The following is a 20,790-nucleotide window of genomic DNA, read 5'->3' on the forward strand; positions in this document are numbered from 1 at the left end:
AAAGCCTGGTAGGCTTGTGGTTATTGAATGATACTTTGATTCTTCTTGTATGACCATATAGCGTTTAAACGCAATTATTAGAGAGCATTGATAATGTTTTACCCGCATGTTCCCTTTATTGGTAAATGAGGACGGTGTTATTTGACAGAGCAAATGGAATGACGTTTCGGAAAAGTCGGAAATGACTTTTGGGAAAAACATAAGCTTCCTCTATCTCCGTATCTTTGCCGTAGATAATAACAAAATAGGAACATGAAAGAGATTGAAAAATTAAAGAACGGTGACTGTTACCGTATGGACGATAGTGAAATAGCCGAGATACACACCCGTGCCGTTACGCTTTGCCAACAGTTTAATGCAATGCCTGTAACCGAAACTGAAGCACGCGACAAGGTGCTACGGGAATTGTTCGGTTCGGCAGGGAAGAACTTGAGTATTAAGCCCGGATTCCTTTGTGACTTGGGTGTGAACATCCACGTGGGTGATGGTTTTCTGACCAACTATAACGTGACGATTCTTGATATGGCACTGGTGACCATCGGTAATAATGTGTGGATAGGGCCGAATGTGGGGCTTTTTGCTGTGGCGCACCCGATGGAAGCGGCAGGACGGCAACAACTGCTTGGTATTGCCCGGCCAATTACTATCGGTAACAGTGTATGGATTGGCGGCAATTCGGTGGTCGTGATGGGAGTTACTATAGGCGATAATGCCGTTATCGGTGCGGGCTCGGTCGTAACACATGATATTCCGGCCAATGCCGTTGCGGTAGGTAATCCGGCAAGAGTTATCAGATATATAGATAATGAGGTGCATTAATTTTATAGAGCAAGGTATTATAATTACGTTATGAGTAATAGACTTGAAGATGGAACTCCATACATTTTTGACAGCAAAATGATGGAGGCATATCGAAGAACATTTGATTTGACGAATCAATACAACCATGTTGCTAACATGAGCTATTTAGTTAGGAAACAGAATGTTCTGCGGAGGATCTCGTTTACATTCTTTGTTTTGTTTCTTAGCCTTGGATGGCTGCAAGCTCAGACTATTGACACGATAACTGTTCGCAGCCGGTCGATGAATAAAGATATAAAAAATATGGTTATCCTTCCTGCCGGTTACAATGGAATGAATGATTTACCGGTGGTATATTTGCTTCATGGATATAGTGAGGATTATAAAGCATGGCTTAAAATAAATCCGGAATTGCCGGAACTTGCCACTCGGTATGAGTTGATTATCGTTTGCCCCGACGGAGAGGCTTCCTGGTATCTGGACAGTCCAATAAATCCGGAATCAAAGTTTGAAACGTATGTGGCTGAAGAGCTGGTAGAGTATATAGACAACCACTACAAGACCAGAAGGGAGAATAAAGGACGGGCTATTACGGGTTTTAGCATGGGAGGCTATGGAGCCATGTGGCTGGCCATCCACCATCAGAATGTATTTGGAGCATGTGGGGCTACAAGTGGCGGAGTGGATATCTGTCCATTTCCGGATAAATGGGAAATCAAAAAGGTGCTTGGTGCATACAAAGAGAATAGCGATTTGTGGAAAGAGCATTGTATTATCAATCAGTTACATTTGATAGGGGCGGGCTTGTCCATTATACTGGATTGTGGAACTGAAGATTTCTTTTATTCTGCGAATGAGAGATTACATCAGGAAATGGTCAATCGTAATATCAAGCATGATTACATTGCGCGTCCGGGCATTCATAATAATGACTATTGGAGCAATTCCATCGGTTTCCAACTTTTGTTCTTTTCCGATTATTTCAGGGGGAAGCATGTCTACGAGAGGCAGTTGATTTATAATAGGTTGCTTTCTGTACCCGATAATTTATGATTTGAAACTCATTTGAATAACCAATTAAAACATTATATCATGTACAATTTTCAATTTTATATGCCTACGAAGGTGCTTTTCGGGGCAGGGCAGTTAAAGAACTTGCATTGGGAACAGATGCCGGGCAAAAAGGCGCTGATCGTAACGTCCAACGGGCAAAGCACCAAGAAATACGGTTATCTGGCGGCAGTAAGGAATGAACTTGACCAAGCGAATGTGGAGCACGTACTCTTTGATGAAATCCGCCCGAATCCTACAAAGGACAATGTGATGGACGGCGCAAGGATGGCCAAAGAGAATGGTTGCGACTTTGTTGTAGCCCTTGGTGGCGGTTCGGTGATGGATGCAAGCAAATGTATCGCTCTGATGATGGTGAATGACGGTGATCTTTGGGATTATGCCTTTTCGGCAAAGGGCGGTCATCAGCCGTTCAGGAATCCGGGCGCTCCGCTGGTTGCCATTACCACCAGTGCAGGGACAGGCTCGGAAGTGGATATGTTCTCTGTGATTTCCAATGACGAACTGAAGGAGAAGACTGGCGTGTTCGACATTTCCATGTTTCCGACAATCTCGGTAGTCGATTCGGACTTGATGATGAGTGTTCCTCCCGTGTTCACTGCCTATCAAGGGATGGATGCGTTTTTTCATGCAGCCGAGAGTGTTATCAACACTAAAGAGCATCCGATGGGTGAGATGTTTGCATTGAAAGCGATAGAACTGATTGCAAAGAACCTGCCTGTTGCCTGCCAGGACGGTGCCAATAAAGAAGCCCGTGCCAATATGGCTCTTGCCAACTCACTGGCGGGTTACTATATGCTCTGCACTTCGCAGCACACCATGGAGCATGTGATGGGTTCGTATCATGAAGGGCTGGCGCACGGTGCGGGGTTGATTATGATAAGCCATGAATACTTCAACTTCTTCGCTGAACGGCAGGCAGCCGAAGAGCCTATGAAGAAAATGGCCCGTGCGATGGGAGTGGAAAACCCTCAGGATGGAAAAGACTTTATCCGTGCACTTGACAACCTTATTGAGGCTGTGGGCTGCAAGGGCTTGAAGATGAGTGATGCGGGGATTACAAAAGAGGAAATCAAGGCTTGGCCAAAGCATATCCATGAAGTTTTGGGTGGTGATTTGACAGCGGATCCGCTACCTTTGAGTGATGAAGACTATTTAGGAATCTACGAGCGTTCGTTTAAATAATTCAGGATATATCGGGCATACCCGTTTTCCCGCGTCTTCGACAAGTCTGTGCCGAGTCAGCGACAAGGCGATGTCGAGTCAGCGACAAGAGAAACACAAGTCAGCGACAAGAGAAAACGGGACTATCAACTATCAGAAAGAAAAAGGATGAGAAATCAATTTATTGTTACGGCAGCAATCGCTGTCGGTCTCTTCTCTACTGTTATATGCAGGGCGCAGAGAACAGCCGCAGGCAACATGCGGGAAATCGTTTCAGATACGCTTTCGTCTCAGAGGGCTTATTCATTGGATGAAGTGGTAGTTACGGGTACTCGTAACGAGACGGATGTCCGTCATTTGTCACAGACTGTTTCAGTCATAAACCGGGCAAGAATAGAACAGGCCCATCAGCCTGCGCTGTTGCCTATCCTTACCGAACAGATACCCGGTTTGTTTACTACCGCCCGCGGTGTACTGGGGTATGGAGTTTCAGGAGGTGCGGCGGGAGGCATTTCGTTGCGTGGGCTCAGTGGCGGTTCCGGACGGCTTATGGCCCTCATTGACGGACATCCGCAATACATGGGCATGTTCGGGCATCCTATTTCAGACGCTTATCAGTCGTTGATGGCTGAGCGTGTGGAGGTGTTACGGGGGCCTGCTTCCATGCTTTACGGCTCGAATGCGATGGGTGGTGTCATCAACATCGTTACCCGCCGGATGCAGGAAGACGGTATAAAAACTGGAGTCAATATCGGTTACGGTTCTTACAACACGTTGGAAACAGAGGTGACGAACCGCATTCGTAAAGGACGCTTCTCAAGCGTTGTCAGCGGTTCGTACAATCGTACTGACGGGCACCGCCATGATATGAACTTCGAACAGTACGGAGGTTATTCCAAGTTAGGCTATGATTTTTCAGAGGTATGGAATGTACGGGCAGATATAAACCTGACGCATTTCAATGCTTCCCAACCCGGCGCGGTAACTGCTCCTTTGCTGGATGCCGACCAGCGTGTGACGCGGGGTATGACCTCTTTTGCACTCGAAAACCACTCCGACCGGACATCCGGCGCACTGAGTTTCTTCTACAATTGGGGAAAGCACTGGATAAACGACGGCTACAATCCGAAGAAAGGGGAGGAACCATTGGACTATCGTTTCAATTCGCTTGATAATATGATGGGGGTATCGTGGTATCAGAGTGCCCGGCTCTTTGAGGGCAACCGGCTGACGGTGGGTGCGGATTACTTTCGTTTCGGAGGCGAGGCCTGGAATAAATATCTGGACGGAAAACGTTCCGATATTGTGGATAAGGCCGAGAATGAAGTAGCCGGATATGTTGATTTCCGTCAGGATGTAGGCGCTTGGCTGACATTCGATGCCGGGGTACGTATCGACCATCATTCGCGCATCGGTACGGAGTGGGTTCCGCAAGCCGGCCTTTCGTTTCACCTGCCGGGTGCCATGGAACTGAAGGCTTCTGTAAGTAAGGGGTTCCGTTATCCCACTATCAGGGAGATGTATATGTTTCCTCCGCAGAATCCCGACCTTGCTCCGGAACGTATGTGGAATTATGAACTGGCTTTGTCGCAGCGCTTATTGGACGGGCGGTTGTCATACGGCATCAACGTTTTCTATATAGACGGTGAGAACTTAATTCTGACCTTGCCCAACCCCAATGGCAGCGGACGGCTGAACCAGAACTCCGGTAAAATCTACCATTCGGGATTTGAACTGCAAACAGCTTACCGCATCAACGTGGCATGGTCTGTCGATGCCAATTACAGTTTCCTGCACATGGAGAATCCGGTGGTTGCCGCGCCTGAACAGAAACTTTATGCCGGGGTGAATTACACGCAGGGGCGTTGGTCGCTATCGACCGGTGTGCAGCACCTTGCGGGACTTTACACTTCCACCTCGCCTGAAGTGAAAGAGAACTTCACCTTGTGGAATATCCGTGGCTCGTATCGGGCAGCCAAAGGAGTCGCCGTGTGGTTGCGCGGAGAGAACCTGCTTGCACAAAAGTATGAAATCAATGCCGGATACCCGATGCCTCGTGCTACGGTGATGGCAGGACTGAATATTAATTTCTAAATGAATAACGAAGAATGAAAAAGATGATTATGACGCTTTCTGCATGTGCTTGTATGCTGGCAGGAACACATTGTGCTAATGCGCAGCAAACGGAAAAGGCGGAATTGCCTAAGGTGTATTTCTTCAAGGAAATCTCATCGGAGAACTTGGTGAAGATTTATGAAGCGCTTGGACGCAAGGCTGAAGGCAAGGTTGCCGTCAAGCTTTCTACGGGCGAGCCGGGTAATAACTACCATCTTGATCCGAATCTTATTAGAGCGTTGGTCAAGAAAGTGAACGGTACTATCGTAGAGTGCAATACGGCTTATGGTGGTGGACGCACCAATGCTAAAGACAATCTGAAAGCTGCCGAGGAACACGGCTTTACAGCCATTGCTCCGGTGGACATCATGGATGTGGACGGCGATGTATCCCTGCCGGTGAAGGGTGGAAAGCACCTGAAAGAAGATCTGGTTGGAAAGAACTTCTTGAACTATGACTTCACAGTGGTATTGTCGCATTTCAAAGGCCATCCTATGGCGGGCTTTGGCGGCGCGCTGAAGAATATTTCCATCGGCATTGCTTCCTCTCGTGGAAAAGCGTTGATTCACTCTGCCGGAAAGACTCTGAGCCAAAAGGATGTATGGAATGATCTTCCTCATCAGGATATTTTCCAGGAAGCGATGGCGGAGGCTTCCAAAGCCATCATCGACCATGCTGGGGATAAGATTCTGTATATCAGTGTAGCCAACAATCTGTCCGTTGACTGTGATTGCGTAGCCAAACCGGAAGACCCGAAGATGGGTGACATCGGTATTCTGGCCTCTCTCGATCCGGTTGCTTTGGACCGTGCATGCATCGACATGGTTCGCAATTCGGAGGATCACGGAAAGATTCATCTTATCGAGCGTATTGACTCACGCAATGGAATGCACAATCTGGAATATGCGGAGCAACTGGGACTTGGCAGCCAGAAATATGAACTGGTTAAGTTGGATAAGTGATACGAGGATATCCGGAAGCTACCGGCTTCTTGCTGTGAAATTGATGTGCAGGTAGGATTTGTACTTTTTTTACCCTAATACATGCCCGTAGTACTTCACTATTCACCTACCTTCGTAAAATAATTAACCGCCCTGCCTTCTTCATCCGTCGGCATTGCCTGCCGACAGCGAGAGGAGAAGCGCAGGGCTTTTTATTCATTTACATCAATACCAAAAACAATGGCAGAAGAAATCAAGTATCAGATGAACGGCCAGTTGGCCGACAACGCTGTTACGGTGGATAACAAGGAAGACATGATCCTCGTCCCCGTCTCCAACGGCACCGCCGACGAAGCGCGTATCATCGCCGAAATGAAAGCCGAAGACTCCGGTCTTCGCGAAGAAACCATCCAGCACGTCTTTGCCCTGCGCAACCGCGTGGTGAAACGCCTGCTGCTGAGCGGCATCAACGTGAACGACGGCATCACGTATGCCAGCACCGCCTTCCGCGGTGTTATCGAGAACTCGCAGTGGAATCCGCAGAAGAACTCTATCGTGGTGAATTTCCAGATGGGTGCCGAACTGCGCGAGGCCATCAAGCGCACCACCGTCAACATCATCGGTGAGAAAGGCTCGGCCATCTATATCGGCGGCGTGACGGATGCTTCCACCCGTGCGCAGGATGCAAGCGCCACTGCCGGGCGCGCCTTCACGCTGACGGGCAGCAAAATCAGGGTAGCCGGTACGGATGCCGCGGTAGGCATCACGCTGACGTCCGCCGGCGGCACCGTCACTAAGATTACGGACGATCTCTATGTGATGAACGACCCGTCGAAGGTCACTTTCATCATTCCCGCCAACCTCGGCAACGGCACTTATACGTTGAAGCTCACCACGCAGTATGGCGGCAATAGCAAGCAACAGTTGAAGTCTCCGCGCTCGGTGGAGAAGACCATCTACATCGGTACGGCTCCCGCAGGCGGTGGCGGAACTTCGGGTGGTCCGGACGGTGGCCTGGAAGAAAATCCGCTGGGATAAACAAGCAAGGGACAGAGGCCGAGACGGGGCATTCCATCCCATCATGATGTACGGCAGGCGCATTCACTTTTGATACGCCTACCGTATTCGCATTTATACGGGTGTCGTATTAAGTCTTATACGGGTGCCGTATCAAGTCTAATACGGATGCCGTATCAAGCCTAATACGGGTGCCGTATCAAGCCTGTTACGGATGGCGTACCTATTATCAGGGACTATATGACACGAAAACGGGACAACTTCTCACGAAGGTGTCCCGCGTTGTTTCTTAATTAGAGTAAGAAACTGATTGCAAATCTCAACTTCAGACAGATGATGTGTGCAAAAGTGAGCATTTGTTATTATAATCTTTCATCTTATTCATTGGGGAGAGAAATCCTCCGGGAAAGTCCAAGTTCATCAGTTGTCAGCGGCAAGACCGGTATAGCGGTAGCCGGACACTTTGTATTTGGCATATCCGTATGCAGCGGGATTATCATCGTCGTCAAAACCTACGTAGAAGACAATGCTGTCAGCCGGCATACCACTTGGGGTAGTGGCGGCTTTCAGCAAGACTTTTCCTCCGTCAATCGTCACCTTGCAGTCATAAACCGCATTCTGTGCAGCACCTTCAGTGGCGAAAGTCAATGTTTGGGTGTCGGCTTTCACTTTTACCTTAAACTCCCAGAAGTTAGTCAAATCATCCACCCACATTTCCGTTGCCGTATTGGCTGCCGTATTATAGGTATTCATCATAATATGCCCACTGTCAAAGGGATCCTCAATCACGGTTTCTCCGTTTGCATCCACGGCATCTACCGTCACTACCCATTCTCCGGCCAAGGATTGAGTGGCAGTGCCACCCACCTCGTCCTTTTCGCAGGAAGTCAATGCAAGGCCTGCGACCATCATCAATACATATATTGCTCTTTTCATACTCATTATCTCTTATACATTGTTACATAAAAATTCATCGGAGTATCAGTGTACTCAAGGTTGTAGACCATCGTTCCGGTAGCCGCGTCAAATGTTCCGTCGGTCAGGCTGGTGGCGGAGTCGCCCCAACCGTCTATATAGCTGTTTACTAAAGACACCACACCATCGGAAACGGTAATTGTGCCCTGCATGGCATATCTTGTGCCATAGTTCGCACGTACACAATACCATCCGGCCAGCAGGTCGTCAATGCTATAAGTGCCGTCACCCTTGTTCAATATCAAGACAGTATAACTGCCTCCGTATGCCACTTGGGCACCGGCACGAAGTCGATAACTTGTCGGATCTACGTCATAAACGCCTTCTACTGCATCTGCCGGATCAGTAACGATAACTGTGCGTGAAGCGGTGGACGCAAAACCGTCAGCATTTGTAATGGAATAGCTGATAGAATATACGCCCGAGTTGGCGGTATTTACATTGGATGTCACCTTTACATCATCCGTCACATCCTCTCCATTCAGTGTGGCAGTATATCCTGGGTCGGCAAAAGTATTCCCTTTATCCAGATAAAGAGTCGTCGCGCCTTCCAGCGTCAGTTCGGGATAGTACGTGATGCGGGTCATGCCTGCCGTACTTTCATCATCGCAACCGGCCATCGAAACAACAACCATCGCGATCATCATTAAATATATTAGTTTACTTTTCATTGTTCTGTTCAATTTATGCATATTGAAATGATAGATTACTTGCCCCAAAATACGGGTGACGTATAACCCGGAAATGCCGGTGTATTGGGGTTACGGGCAGAAGAGCTTTCTGCATACGGATAACGCTCCAGCAGCTTGTTGTCACCCACTTGTCCGAATACCTGAATAGGGGTATAAAGTGTTCCGGGCACATACGTCGATACATTGTAGGAGTTTTCGTCGCCCACAGAATAGAAATCGCTGCCTTTGGCTGTCCCAAAAGTCGGATAGTCCAGACGGCGCATCTCGCACCATGCCTCAAAGGTGTTGATACCGGACAGTGCCACCCATTTGGCAAGACCGATGCTTTGCTTGTAGTTGCTGTGGTCGTAGGGATAGCGGGTTACATATTCAGCAGCGCCACTGACACCTGCCGATGCAAACGAAGCTTCCACTGCTGCGGCATAGTGCGCGGCGGCCTCGGTTTCCGTTCCATAGCGTGCATAGTATTCAGCAATGAAGAACTCTACTTCGGCCACTGATATCAGGCAAACAGGAGAATTATAGTTTACTACCGGACGACACCAGTCTTGCAACTTGCTCGTAGATCCGGGGTAGTTTGTACCGGAAATACCGCCGATATAGGCTCCCGTACTGTTCGGTGCAAAGAATGCGGCGAGGCGCGGATCCTGATATACGATGTTGTCCTCGGCATCTTTTACCTGCATGGTTCCGATGATGGCCAGATTGGCGGCAACGTTTGTCTGGGTAGATCCCCAAGCAGAACTGAATTCCTCTGAGTAGAAGGGATTCATCTGTCCGGGTTCATTACTCCAGCAGTCCACATAGCTTACGTCAGCCGTGGGGAAATTATTGTCGGCAATCAAAGCGGCAACTTCAGTTTGCACATTCCTTACGTCAGCCATACGCATCAGCATTTTCAGCTTCAGGGCATTGGCAAACCGTATCCATTGGCTTGCCGTGGCAGACGGATAAAGGAAGTTGGTACAAACCGGACTTGAACTTGACACGTTGGCAAGGGCCGCGTCTATCTCGGCAATTACCCCTTCATAAACCGCTTGTCCATCATCATATTTCGGAGCAAGGTTATCAGGATTGAGAGCTTCCGTATAAGGCACCTCACCGTAGCAGTCCACCAAAGCTTCATAAACAAAAGCACGCAAGATAGTGGCAGCCAGATAAGTCCCCCAATCTTCAGCTGCTTCCGACTTCTCACGCACTGTTTTCAGGTTCAGCAGCGCCTTCTGGTTGAACTGTGTATAAGTGCCGCTACTGCGGGTGGCGGACATGTTGAACTGTGAATAGTCCACATAATTGCTCGTGCCGTTCAGCTGGGCATACTGCTGTGCATGATAACCGCCGGCAATGCGCAGGAAGTCACCGTAGCTTGCTGCCACGTTCATTTCGATGGCCGGCATCAGCATACCGGTCTCGATGTTGTCTGCCGAAGGCGAGTTCGGGTCTTCATTGATGTCTAAGTAACTGTCGCAGGAAGCAAAAGCTACACTCAATGTAATAGTTGATATAAGCAATATTCTTTTCATATCTGATTTCTCCTGTTTTTTAGAATTTAACGCTAAGGCTGCATCCGAATGTACGGCAAGACGGGTTGGTGTAAAGTTCACCGAACTGAGTAGCCAAATCACCGTAAGTAGCCTGGGAAACGGTGGTTGATTCAGGATCGACAAAATTATTGTCCGAAGCCGTCCATGTGAATACGTTATTGCAGAACACGGTCAGTGCCAAACCGCTCAATGACATGGCACGTACCCAAGTCTTGGGTACATCCCAAGTCAGGCTGATGTTGCGCAACTTAACGAAAGAACGGTCAATCAAGTAAGCTTCGCCACCGGCACCATATCCATAGTCGTTGAAGTAAGTCTGATAGCTGCCGTTATACTGGTAGATAGGTGTAGTGTTCTCCGAATAAGTGCCGTCTCCATTGTCCACCACGGAATTGGGAATGACGAACGGACGGCGACCGTTGTAAGTGGTGGCGATTCCGTTGCCGGTAAACTGCATCAGGTTTTTGGTGCGTGAGAACATGTAACCGCCTTTGCGGATATCGAGCGCGGCACTTAGTGTGAAGCCTTTGTAGGTAAAGGCCGTGTTTACACCGGCAGTCCAGTCGTTGTTCATATTCTTTCCGGTATCTTCAACCGCAGTACCCAATACCGGTTGACCGTTGGCATCCACAATGGGCTGTCCATCTTCCGTATATTTGGGCAGATAAGTATAGAACTGTCCCATCGCCTTGCCTTCTTCCGCATACATATAGATTGCATCGTTTCCTGCAGAAAAATTATAGATAGAAACCCTGCCGCCCTCCAGGCTTTCGGGCAATTCTATGACTTTATTGTCGTTCTTGGCAAAGTTGAAGTCTAAATTCCAGCGAAAGTCTTTTGTCTGGACAGGTACCGTATTCAATACCAGCTCAACGCCACTGTTGCGAACTTTACCGAAGTTGGTCACCATGTAGCTATAACCCGTTGAAGGGTCAACCGGTAATGTAAATATCTGGTCGTTTGTAGTACGGTTATAGTAGGAGGCGTCAAGCCCCAAGCGACCGTTGAAGAACTGCAGGTTCAAGCCGACTTCAAATTCAGATGTCATTTCCGGTTTCAGCGTAGAACTGCCCTTCGTGTTGGAAGCCTGGAATGCATTTGCGCCATTCATCGGGAATTGTGCTACACCACTTCCATAATAGCCATTTGCTGTACCTTGAATGTAGGTGACTCCCGTCTGATAAGGGTCAGCATCATTACCCGTTTTACCGTATGCCAGACGCAACTTACCGAAACTGAGCACTTTGTTTTCTGGAATAAGCCTTGTGAAAATCCAGCTTAATGTAGCGCCCGGATAGAAGAAACTATTCTTGTCGATGGGCAATGTGGAAGACCAGTCGTTACGGGCAGTCAGGTTCAAATAAACCATATCGTCCCAGCCCAGAGTAATATCTCCAAAGAGACCCACCAAGCGGCGCTTGTTTTGGTTTTCTCCAAGGGTAGTTTTCGTGGCACCGTTGCTCAAATCCCAGAATCCGGTATGGAAAGTCAAATCATCCGTCTGTCCGGTCATTCTGGTAAAAGAGCGCTCGTTCATGTTGATACCGGCATTCACGTTCACATCGAGCTTATCATTTAGGAACTTATCGGCATAGTTGGCAAGGAAATCATGGTTCAATTCCAAATGGCGTCCATAACGTGTATATACATATCCACTCTGGTTCATGTTGGAAGGTGCATAGCCATAATCCTCGTCAATCAAGGCATCATCCAGTGCAATCTGCGGAGAACCAATCTTTACGTCATAGTCCGTGTAGTCAAATCCCATACGGTAAGAAAGCGTCAATTCCTTGATAGGTTTGATGTCCGCCTGAACCTTACCATAAATCTGCTTGGAGGCTGTATGGTTGTAGTTGTTCTCCAACGCCCAATAAGGGTTGGTGACACCATAAGGAGTGAAATAGGCTTCCGGAGTATTGAAAGGCGAACTGGTATCCTTCATATCTACAATGGAAATGTCACGCGGCATTTCAAATACACCGTCGATGACGGAAGTTCCCTGAAAGCTGCCGACGGCATCGGTAGCCGTGCGTGCAAAGTTAAGAGAAGAAGATACCTTCAGCCACTCGGCAGCATCATAACTGCCACGGAAAGCGACGGTGTTACGTTCAAAGGTATCATAGTCTTTCGGCATGATACCGTCATCATCAGAGTAAGAATAAGAAAGATAGTAGTTCATCTTGCTGTCACTGGAAACGCCGCTCAGCGCAATGCTGTGGTTTTGAGACCAGCCCAAATCAAAGAAATCTTTCACATTGTCTTTCTTGGCGCTATACTCGTGGATGAGTTGCTGATGGTTCCAGATAGGACCATATACTTGCATGGATCCGTCAAGGGCAGGCCCCCAGGAACCATTCTCGATGAATGTCTGGCCACCGTTCCATCCTTGTCCGAACTCGTTCTGCATTTCGGGCAACAGAGAGACTTGGCGTGCCTGCAAGCTTCCATTATAGCTGATGGAAAAATTGCGGCCGTCTCCCTTCTTGCCGGTTTTTGTGGTAATGATGATGACACCGTTGGCGGCACGGCTACCATACAATGCGGTGGCGGCGGCACCTTTCAACACGGTCATGGACTCTATGTCTTCCGAAGATACATTGCCAATGCCGCCCGTCGCCACATTCTTGCCGGAACCGGAGAACATATTGTTCTGCAAAGGTACTCCGTCCACTACATACAGCGGCTGGTTGTCACCATTGATGGAACTGAAACCACGGATAACGATATTGCTTACCGCACCCGGATCAGATGAAGTGGAACTTACCTGGAGGCCGGCCACCTTGCCGGAAAGTGCATTGGCAACGTTCGTTGTACGTGCACTGATAATCTCGTCACTCTTCACCGTAGTGGCGGAATATCCCAATGTCTTTTCTGAACGCGAAATACCCATTGCCGTCACGACTACCTCGTCCAGCAATTCGGCATCCGACTTCAAAGTGATTTTTATCAAGCCCTGCTTAATCGGAACTTCTTGCTGTTGCATTCCTACGAACGAAACACGCATAGTACTGGCTGTACTTGATATATTGGTACTGTTTCAAAAATCGGTTTATACCTTAGTAGGATGAATTTCTGTCACTATATAAGACTTTTATCACATTTACGCAAAAGGGTATGGAGGTTTATGATATGATCAATGTACCCGCTTGCACTTCCCCGTAAAGCTCGTTATCTGTAAACGGATGACTTCCGTACGGTGAAAAGATTTCTCGGCATACTTGTTCCCCACCGTCAGGTCATTAGGCGAGTACTTTTGCAAAATCAGTTTCAATGCGTGCATGCGCTCTTCGGCAGAGAGTCCGGTTTGGGCGTGGCAGGTTAGCACGAGGCTTTCATAACCGGTGGTGAATTTGTTAGCCACCACATTTGTCTGCCCTACAACGCAGAATGATACTTCAGGACACCTGGAGATGCAACGAAGCTTATGCCCTTCGGGGGCACAATGTATGTAGATGAAGTTCTCTCCATCCCAAACGAAATTGACGGGAATGCCGTAAGCTCCCTTGCCGCTTTCTTCTTGTAACGAGAGAACCCCATATTCGCCATCTTTCAACAAGGTATATGCATTTGCTTCTTCCAGCAAGCGGTCTTGTCGTCTGACACTTTCATTATTGTATATCATATATAGTCTGTTTTGGAGTGCAAAGAAAAATATTCTTTTGGTCTTTTTCTGTCAGAAATATTACAATTTCCCGAAAAGAGATGATTTTTCGCTTTTTCCTCCTTTTATTATCTTTACCCGGTCTTCTTAGTTACTTCTCCATGACAACCTGGAGCAAGCACGTAGATGTGTTACTCTTTTGCTACCCGTCACCCTCACCTGAGAGCATTTCCGTGTGGGCAGAACTTGTAGGCAGTGCAAGTATATTTCGGCCATCAGGTTTATAATAATTGTAAAAATATGTGGCTGTAGAATAACATATTGATACAGTATTTCTAGAAAATATCTATGAAATGCTTTGTTTTATCGGCAGAATGAGAAAGTACAATAATCTTATAGTTTACTATATAAATGCGATAAAATGATTTGTATAACAACGAATAACTATCCAAAAGACATTTAAACGTTAAAAAGGAAAGAAGTAAGATATATTTGTCTCTTTTTCTTTTTGATATTTAAATAAGTTAAATACCTTTGCGGCGTGTTAGAGATGAAACAAGTTTTAATAGGTTAATTTTAAGAGAGAATTTATGAAAAGAAAATTAATGTTGTTGTTGACCTGTCTCTGTATGAGTATAGGTTTTGTAACAGCTCAGACATCTACCGTTTCGGGGGTTGTGACTTCCGAGGAAGATGGAGAGCCTGTTGTAGGGGCATCAGTATTAGTGCAAGGCACCTCTTTGGGAACTGTAACTGATATTGATGGCAAGTTCTCAATCTCCGGTGTACCAAGTACAGCCAGAACTTGGCGGAATTAGAGATGAATTTATTTTCTCTTTAATAAGAAAAATACCCTGCTACAGACATGTCGCAGAGGGTAATGCCCGTATATGGAGTGTTTTAACACAAATAATTTTCTTGTCTAACAGCTCAACCGATATTCCGTTGGAGAAATACCGACACTTTTCTTAAACAGTCGGGTGAAGTGAGTAGAATATTTAAAGCCCAGTTCTTCAGCGATTTCATTAACAGACAGTATGCCTTCCGCCAATAATTGTTTAGCCCGGTCTATTATTTTCAGTTGAATGTATTCTTGTGCCGTCTTTCCAGTCTCTTTTTTTATTAAGTCTCCGAAATAATTGGGCGATAGGAAAACTTTATCTGCGCAATAAGACACGGTAGGCAAACCCAATTGGCGGGGACGATCGGAAAGCAGGTAGTCGGTGAGCACATTCTCAAAACGGCTCAAAATATCACTGTTCGCTCTATGCCGGGTGATGAACTGCCGGTCATAAAAGCGCATGCAATAGTCCAGCAGCATGCCTATGCTCCGGGCTACAAGACTGTTGGTGTGTGCGTCTATTTCCCTGTTCAGCTCGATAAGAATATTGTTGAAGCATTGTTCAATGATTTCACGCTCTTTCTCGGATATATGGAGGGCTTCATTGGCATCATACGAGAAAAATGTATAGTCTTTCAAGGTACGTCCCAATTCTGTTCCATAGAGTAAGTCCGGATGAAAAACCAACGCCCATCCTTTGGGCTGGATAGGTTCGTTGCTTTCCACTCCGAAAATCTGTCCCGGGGCCACTGCCACAATTGTCCCGTCTTGATAGTCGTAGTAGTTGATGCCGTAGCGCAACGGACCGCATGCCACGTTTTTCAGAAAGATGCAATACAGCCCGTAGTTGATGCGGTGAAATTCCCGTGGCGTGCATTCCGACATATTTACCACGCTGACTAGTGGATGCAACGTCTCCACTCCCATATATTCATTATATTGGTGAATCGTATCAATCCTTATAATCTCTTCCATTTTTTATCTCCAATTGGTTTCTGTGGCAAAGGTAATGGATTTATTATGAATATAATATGTCAGAGGTAATAATCCGTAAAAATGGTCAATCGTTCAGTAATTGGTATAGCAGTCAAGTGATTGAAACCTCCTAATTTTGCAATATCAAAAATAATATGGTGAATCACAATGAAAAAGTATCCAACTATTGCATTAGGAACATGGTCGTGGGGCACGGGTGCCGCCGGTGGCGACCAAGTATTCGGGAATCATCTTGAGGCAGAAGACTTGAAACCCGTGTTTGAAGAGGCTATGAAGAATGGTCTGAATCTGTGGGACACAGCCACCGTTTACGGTATGGGCGCATCGGAAGAAATACTCGGCACTTTCACAAAACAGTACAACCGTGAAGAGGTGATTATCTCCACTAAATTTACTCCGCAGATAGCCGGAATGTACGGTGACTCTATGGAGCAGATGTGCGACGCATCACTAAAGCGTTTCGGTACGGATTACATAGACATTTACTGGATTCACAATCCTGCTGATGTGGAGCGGTGGACTCCCGAACTGATTACTCTCTTGAAAACCGGCAAAGTAAAGAGCGTGGGTGTATCCAATCATAACCTTGCGGAGCTGAAACGTGCCAATGAGATTCTCGGGGTCGAAGGGTTTAAGGTTTCTGCTGTTCAGAATCATTTCAGCTTGCTTTACCGGTCATCGGAAGAAGCCGGAATCCTCGATTACTGCAAGGAGAATGATATAGTGTTCTTCGCCTACATGGTGCTGGAGCAGGGCGTGCTGACGGGCAAATACAATTCTGGCAATCCTTTGCCGCAAGGCAGCGGACGTGGCGAAACCTACAACAAGATATTGCCGCAAGTGGACTTATTGCTCGCAGCCATGAGGCTGATGGCTGAAAGGCGTAAAGCCACGATTTCGCAGATAGCGATAGCATGGGCCATTGCCAAACACACGTTGCCCATCATCGGTGTGACCAAGACGAAATACATCGCCGAAACGGTGGCAGCCGCCTCTATCAGCCTGACGGGCGAGGAAATGGCTCTCTTGGAAAACTTGGCTGCAAAGACCGGTGTAGATACCAAAGGGTCTTGGGAACATCCCATGATATAATTCACCCTTAATTAAAGAATGTATGAAGAAGAAAACATTATTCCTGCTGATAGCTGCCTTTTCGGTGGGCATCAGTCTTAACGCCCAGAACATGAAAAACGAAGTACCGACCATCAGCGCATTTCCTACCGGCAATGAAAACGTAGGATTCCAGCAACATTTCACGGGCAAGTCATGGCTTGCTCCGTTGACCTCCAACAAGAACCTGAATGTACCTGTCTATAATGTCACCTTCGAACCGGGTTGCCGCAACAGTTGGCACAGTCACACCGGAGGGCAGATTCTTATAGCCGTAGGCGGTGTAGGTTATTATCAGGAGAAAGGGAAGCCGGCTCGCCGACTGAACCCGGGTGATGTGGTGGAAATAGCACCAGGTGTAGAACATTGGCATGGCGCAGCTCCCGATTCATGGTTTTCCCACTTGGCTGTGGAATGTAATCCGCAGACGAATAAGAATGCTTGGTTGAATCCCGTTACAGACAAGGAGTACGCCGAAGCAACGAAGAATAAATAACCACTAATAACGAGAAGCGGAAAGATATGAAGAAATTATTATTAGCCCTACTTGCTCTTGTCTGTACGATGGGAGCAACGGCACAAAACAAGAAAAACGTGAATGCAAAGAAGATTTTGGTAGCTTACTTTTCTTGTACTGGTACAACGAAAAGTGCGGCGCAAAAACTGGCGCAAGCCATGGATGCCGACCTCTATGAAATCCAACCGGCGAAGCCTTATACTTCTGCGGATTTGAACTGGAACAATAAGAACAGCCGCAGTTCGGTGGAGATGAAAGACAAGTCTTCGCGTCCGGCAATAGCCTCAAAGGTTGCAGGCATGGGGCAGTATGAGACTGTTTTTGTAGGATTCCCCATTTGGTGGGATCTTGCGCCTACCATTATCAATACATTCTTGGAAAGCTACGACTTCAAAGGCAAGTCGGTTGTTCCCTTTGCCACTTCCGGAGGCAGCAGTCTGACGAACAGTGAGAAAGCATTGCGCAAGGCATATCCGCAAATGGAATGGAAAACCGGAAAACTACTGAACGGACGTGTCGATAAGAGTTCACTTGCCGAATGGCTCACTAAAATCAAATAACATGAAATACGGATTCATAATCATGGCATGGTTCTTTGTCACAAACGCTATGGCGCAAAAGGTGATGGACGTACACTCGCATATCGTGACCGACAACTATATGCAACTGCTCCGGCAGCATGGCGCGGAGTTGGAAGACGGCTATCCGCTTCCGGAGTGGAGTGTGGAAAAGCACCTGGCTTTCATGCAGGAGGCTGGCATTGACTGTGCCGTGCTCTCCATGCCCTCTCCGCAACCTTATTTCGGCGATGCGGAAGAAAGCCGTCGTTGCATCCGCTCCATCAATGAGGAAGCCGCCCGTGCAAAGGCGGAATATCCGGGCAAGTTCCTGTTCTGCGCTTCGTTGCCGCTGCCTGATGTGCAGGTTGCTATCCGCGAAGCCGTCTATGCCCTTGATACCCTTCATGCGGACGGCATCAAACTGGCTACCAACAGTCGCGGACAATATTTGGGCGACAAGGCTCTGGATCCGCTGATGGAGGTGTTGAATGCACGCAAGGCAGTAGTCATTCTGCATCCGCATACTCCGGCACAACGTCCCGAAAGCACTTTCACCGGAGGACCGATTTTCGTCTATGAATATCCGGCGGAGACCACCCGTGCGGTAATCAACATGATAGAAAACAACGTCATGGTGCGCTATCCCGACATCAAGTTCGTGGTGCCGCACAGTGGTTCGTTCCTGCCCATCGCCTTGCCGAGGCTTCGGGCTGCGCAACCGTTGCTCGTCAAGCAAGGGCTGATGCGTCAGGTGGATGTTGACCGGAATCTGGCCAACCTCTATTATGACTTGGCAGGCGGTCCCACTCCCGATATGCTGAAAATGCTGCTCACCATTACCACGCCCGACCACGTGATGTATGGTTCCGACTATGGCTTTGTGCCCAATGCGGCGTTGGTCGGAGTGTTGAAACGCATCAAAGGCTATCTGCATCAGGATGCGGAACTGATGCCGTATGCCGAGGGGATGCTGGGCGGCAATGCGCGGAGGCTGTTCAAACAAAAAGATTAAAACCGTACCATTATGGATCGCGGGAATTTTATAAAATCAGTATCTGCTTCCGCTCTGTTTGCCGCAGGTGCAATGTCGGGAATTTCACGGGTATTCAATGATTAAACTCAATTTTTTATCAGATTGAGTGTTTTAGTCGCAAGAAATTGTACCTTTGCGCATCATTAATCGTTGTTTTTTGTATGGCAATAAGAATAGATACTCAAAAGGAAATCATATTCGGCTCATCTGACCCGAATGTTTCGCGTGTCCTTTCAAACAAGGAGAAAAATGGAGAGCTACGGAAAATAGCTCCCCGTATATATACCAGTAACCTTATAGACAATCCGGAGAATATAGTACGCCGCAATCTCATGGAGATTCTGGCATATCGCTATCCCAATGCCTTAATCAGCCATAGGAGTGCCAAAGAAATGCGCCCGACCCCAAGCGGGGATTTCTTTTTGACAAGTTCTACCACCCGTCGTGTCACAGATTTGCCGGGCATCATTCTGAATTTTGCCAAGGGTCCCCAAGCGATTGCCAAAGATATTCCTTTTATGGGTATGCACATATCCGGAGAATTTCGGTATATGCTTGAGAATATGCAGGTATCACGGAAGTCGGGAGACGAATCAAGGGTTCTTCCTATCGAAGTTATTGAAACAAAATTAGAACAACTGCTTCTAACTGGCGGTGAAGACCGGTTGAATGAATATCGTGATGAACTGCGTGAAGTGGCCAATGAATTGGGAATGACTAATGAATTTGCTAAAATCAATAACATAATCTCAGCATTGTTGTCTACCCATGATGCGGAAGCGTTGTCCACGGAATCAGCAAAGGCTCGTGCAACCGGAAGTCCTTTCGATGCAAAGCGGGTGGAACTCTTTGAAATCCTGTTTGACACCATCAAAGACAGGTATTTTGTCATCAGAAACAACCGGAATACCGATGAAGAGTCATTCCGCCTGTTTTCATTCTTTGAAAGTTATTTTTCAAACTACATAGAAGGAACTGAATTTGATATTGAGGAAGCCAAAGAAATCGTTGATTCAGGAATACCGATGCCGAGACGTGATGAGGATTCGCATGATATTCTCGGCACATTCAAGATTTTGTCCAACCGGGCTGAAATGATGCGTACCCCGACTTCTCCGGATGAACTTTTTTCCATATTGAGCCATAGGCACACTGTGCTGCTTGAAGGGCGGCCACACATGAGTCCCGGTGTCTTTAAGATGCGGAATAACCGGGCCGGGCAGACTGAATTTGTCGATTTCCAGTTAGTAAAGGGCACTTTGTCGCAGGGATTCAAATATTACTCGGCACTTACAGATCCTTTTGCAAAGGCTATATTCATGATGTTCATGATTAGCGAGGTACACCCATTCAATGATGGCAATGGCCGTATAGCCCGTGTGATGATGAATGCCGAATTTGTCCGTGCGGACCAGTCAAGAATCATCGTTCCGACTGTGTTTCGGGAAGATTATATTCTTGCGTTGCGTAAACTTACCCGCCATAAAGATCCGTTGGCATATATCAATGTTATGACCAAATTACACCTGTTCAGCGACAATCTCTATGGTACAGATTTTACTGAGCTGAAAAATTACCTTGCAACTTGCAATGCCTATGATGAACCTTCACAGGCTAAATTACAAATTATCGACAGAACAATATTATGATGGCACTTGATAAACACAGGCAAGAAATCCGCGATAAGGAACCGCACTCTTTATTCGAAAGTGTACAAGAAAGTACGATATAACTCAGATTTCCCTCCTTCCTGATTCCGCTAAATTGAAGATTTTTACGTCCTTGCCCGTAAAAGATGTTCCGCTTGTGCGG

16 protein-coding genes and 2 pseudogenes are annotated in these 20,790 nt (G+C 47.2%); 12 read left to right on the plus strand and 6 right to left on the minus strand.

Translation table 11 applies throughout. The features are described from left to right. Positions 1 to 252: 252 nt before the first annotated feature. The 6 genes from QZ135_RS11890 (at position 253) to QZ135_RS11915 (ending at position 7,130) form a co-directional block, all read left to right on the plus strand. On the plus strand, positions 253 to 819 hold the full coding sequence (locus QZ135_RS11890) for a sugar O-acetyltransferase (protein WP_294609243.1): 567 nt from the start codon (positions 253 to 255) through the stop codon (positions 817 to 819). A gap of 138 nt (positions 820 to 957) precedes the next feature. Then, the gene (locus tag QZ135_RS11895) at positions 958 to 1,854 is read left to right on the plus strand and encodes an alpha/beta hydrolase family protein (protein ID WP_294609260.1); all 897 of its coding nucleotides are present in this window, start codon (positions 958 to 960) and stop codon (positions 1,852 to 1,854) included. Positions 1,855 to 1,893: 39 nt separating this feature from the next. Continuing rightward, the gene (locus tag QZ135_RS11900; protein WP_294609245.1) at positions 1,894 to 3,057 is read left to right on the plus strand and encodes an iron-containing alcohol dehydrogenase; all 1,164 of its coding nucleotides are present in this window, start codon (positions 1,894 to 1,896) and stop codon (positions 3,055 to 3,057) included. 237 nt (positions 3,058 to 3,294) lie between these two features. Next, the gene (locus tag QZ135_RS11905; protein WP_294609262.1) at positions 3,295 to 5,130 is read left to right on the plus strand and encodes a TonB-dependent receptor; all 1,836 of its coding nucleotides are present in this window, start codon (positions 3,295 to 3,297) and stop codon (positions 5,128 to 5,130) included. Between the two features lie 14 nt (positions 5,131 to 5,144). Continuing rightward, positions 5,145 to 6,113 carry a DUF362 domain-containing protein gene (locus QZ135_RS11910; RefSeq protein WP_044266921.1) on the plus strand — a complete coding sequence of 323 codons (969 nt, stop codon included), beginning with the start codon at positions 5,145 to 5,147 and terminating at the stop codon, positions 6,111 to 6,113. Between the two features lie 219 nt (positions 6,114 to 6,332). Continuing rightward, entirely contained in the window at positions 6,333 to 7,130 is a 798-nt protein-coding gene (locus QZ135_RS11915; RefSeq protein WP_294609247.1) for a DNA-binding domain-containing protein, read from the plus strand. A 399-nt stretch (positions 7,131 to 7,529) separates the two neighbouring features. On the opposite strand, the gene QZ135_RS11920 is transcribed toward QZ135_RS11915, so the two are convergent. The 5 genes from QZ135_RS11920 to QZ135_RS11940 form a co-directional block, all read right to left on the minus strand. Then, a complete protein-coding gene (locus QZ135_RS11920) occupies positions 7,530 to 8,045 on the minus strand; it encodes a lipid-binding protein (protein WP_294609248.1) in 516 nt (171 codons plus the stop codon). Between the two features lie 5 nt (positions 8,046 to 8,050). Continuing rightward, positions 8,051 to 8,755: a BT_2262 family domain-containing protein gene (locus QZ135_RS11925; RefSeq protein WP_294609249.1), complete on the minus strand. Its 705-nt coding sequence runs from the start codon at positions 8,753 to 8,755 to the stop codon at positions 8,051 to 8,053. A 35-nt stretch (positions 8,756 to 8,790) separates the two neighbouring features. Beyond that, on the minus strand, positions 8,791 to 10,299 hold the full coding sequence (locus QZ135_RS11930; protein WP_294609250.1) for a SusD/RagB family nutrient-binding outer membrane lipoprotein: 1,509 nt from the start codon (positions 10,297 to 10,299) through the stop codon (positions 8,791 to 8,793). 19 nt (positions 10,300 to 10,318) lie between these two features. After that, positions 10,319 to 13,345 carry a SusC/RagA family TonB-linked outer membrane protein gene (locus QZ135_RS11935; RefSeq protein ID WP_294609264.1) on the minus strand — a complete coding sequence of 1,009 codons (3,027 nt, stop codon included), beginning with the start codon at positions 13,343 to 13,345 and terminating at the stop codon, positions 10,319 to 10,321. Between the two features lie 108 nt (positions 13,346 to 13,453). Further along, a complete protein-coding gene (locus QZ135_RS11940; protein WP_052356279.1) occupies positions 13,454 to 13,942 on the minus strand; it encodes a pyridoxamine 5'-phosphate oxidase family protein in 489 nt (162 codons plus the stop codon). Between the two features lie 569 nt (positions 13,943 to 14,511). On the opposite strand from QZ135_RS11940, the pseudogene QZ135_RS11945 reads away from it, so the two are divergent. After that, positions 14,512 to 14,727, plus strand: a pseudogene (locus tag QZ135_RS11945) (carboxypeptidase-like regulatory domain-containing protein); the annotation flags it as partial. Between the two features lie 116 nt (positions 14,728 to 14,843). Here QZ135_RS11945 and QZ135_RS11950 read toward each other — a convergent pair. Then, positions 14,844 to 15,737 (minus strand): AraC family transcriptional regulator, encoded by an 894-nt coding sequence (locus QZ135_RS11950; protein ID WP_044266909.1) that lies wholly within the window; start codon positions 15,735 to 15,737, stop codon positions 14,844 to 14,846. 168 nt (positions 15,738 to 15,905) lie between these two features. Here QZ135_RS11950 and QZ135_RS11955 point away from each other — a divergent pair, with 168 nt between their 5' ends. From QZ135_RS11955 to QZ135_RS11975, 5 genes and pseudogenes are all read left to right on the plus strand, one after another. Further along, entirely contained in the window at positions 15,906 to 16,850 is a 945-nt protein-coding gene (locus tag QZ135_RS11955; RefSeq protein ID WP_044266906.1) for an aldo/keto reductase, read from the plus strand. Between the two features lie 22 nt (positions 16,851 to 16,872). Then, a pseudogene (locus tag QZ135_RS11960) lies at positions 16,873 to 17,355 on the plus strand (cupin domain-containing protein); the annotation flags it as partial. Between the two features lie 107 nt (positions 17,356 to 17,462). Beyond that, positions 17,463 to 17,945: a flavodoxin gene (locus QZ135_RS11965; protein ID WP_074435140.1), complete on the plus strand. Its 483-nt coding sequence runs from the start codon at positions 17,463 to 17,465 to the stop codon at positions 17,943 to 17,945. A 1-nt stretch (position 17,946) separates the two neighbouring features. Further along, positions 17,947 to 18,957: an amidohydrolase family protein gene (locus tag QZ135_RS11970; RefSeq protein WP_294609252.1), complete on the plus strand. Its 1,011-nt coding sequence runs from the start codon at positions 17,947 to 17,949 to the stop codon at positions 18,955 to 18,957. A gap of 182 nt (positions 18,958 to 19,139) precedes the next feature. Then, positions 19,140 to 20,627 (plus strand): Fic family protein, encoded by a 1,488-nt coding sequence (locus QZ135_RS11975; protein ID WP_294609253.1) that lies wholly within the window; start codon positions 19,140 to 19,142, stop codon positions 20,625 to 20,627. Positions 20,628 to 20,790: the final 163 nt, after the last annotated feature.

Source organism: uncultured Bacteroides sp. (assembly GCF_905207245.1).
Taxonomy (GTDB): domain Bacteria; phylum Bacteroidota; class Bacteroidia; order Bacteroidales; family Bacteroidaceae; genus Bacteroides.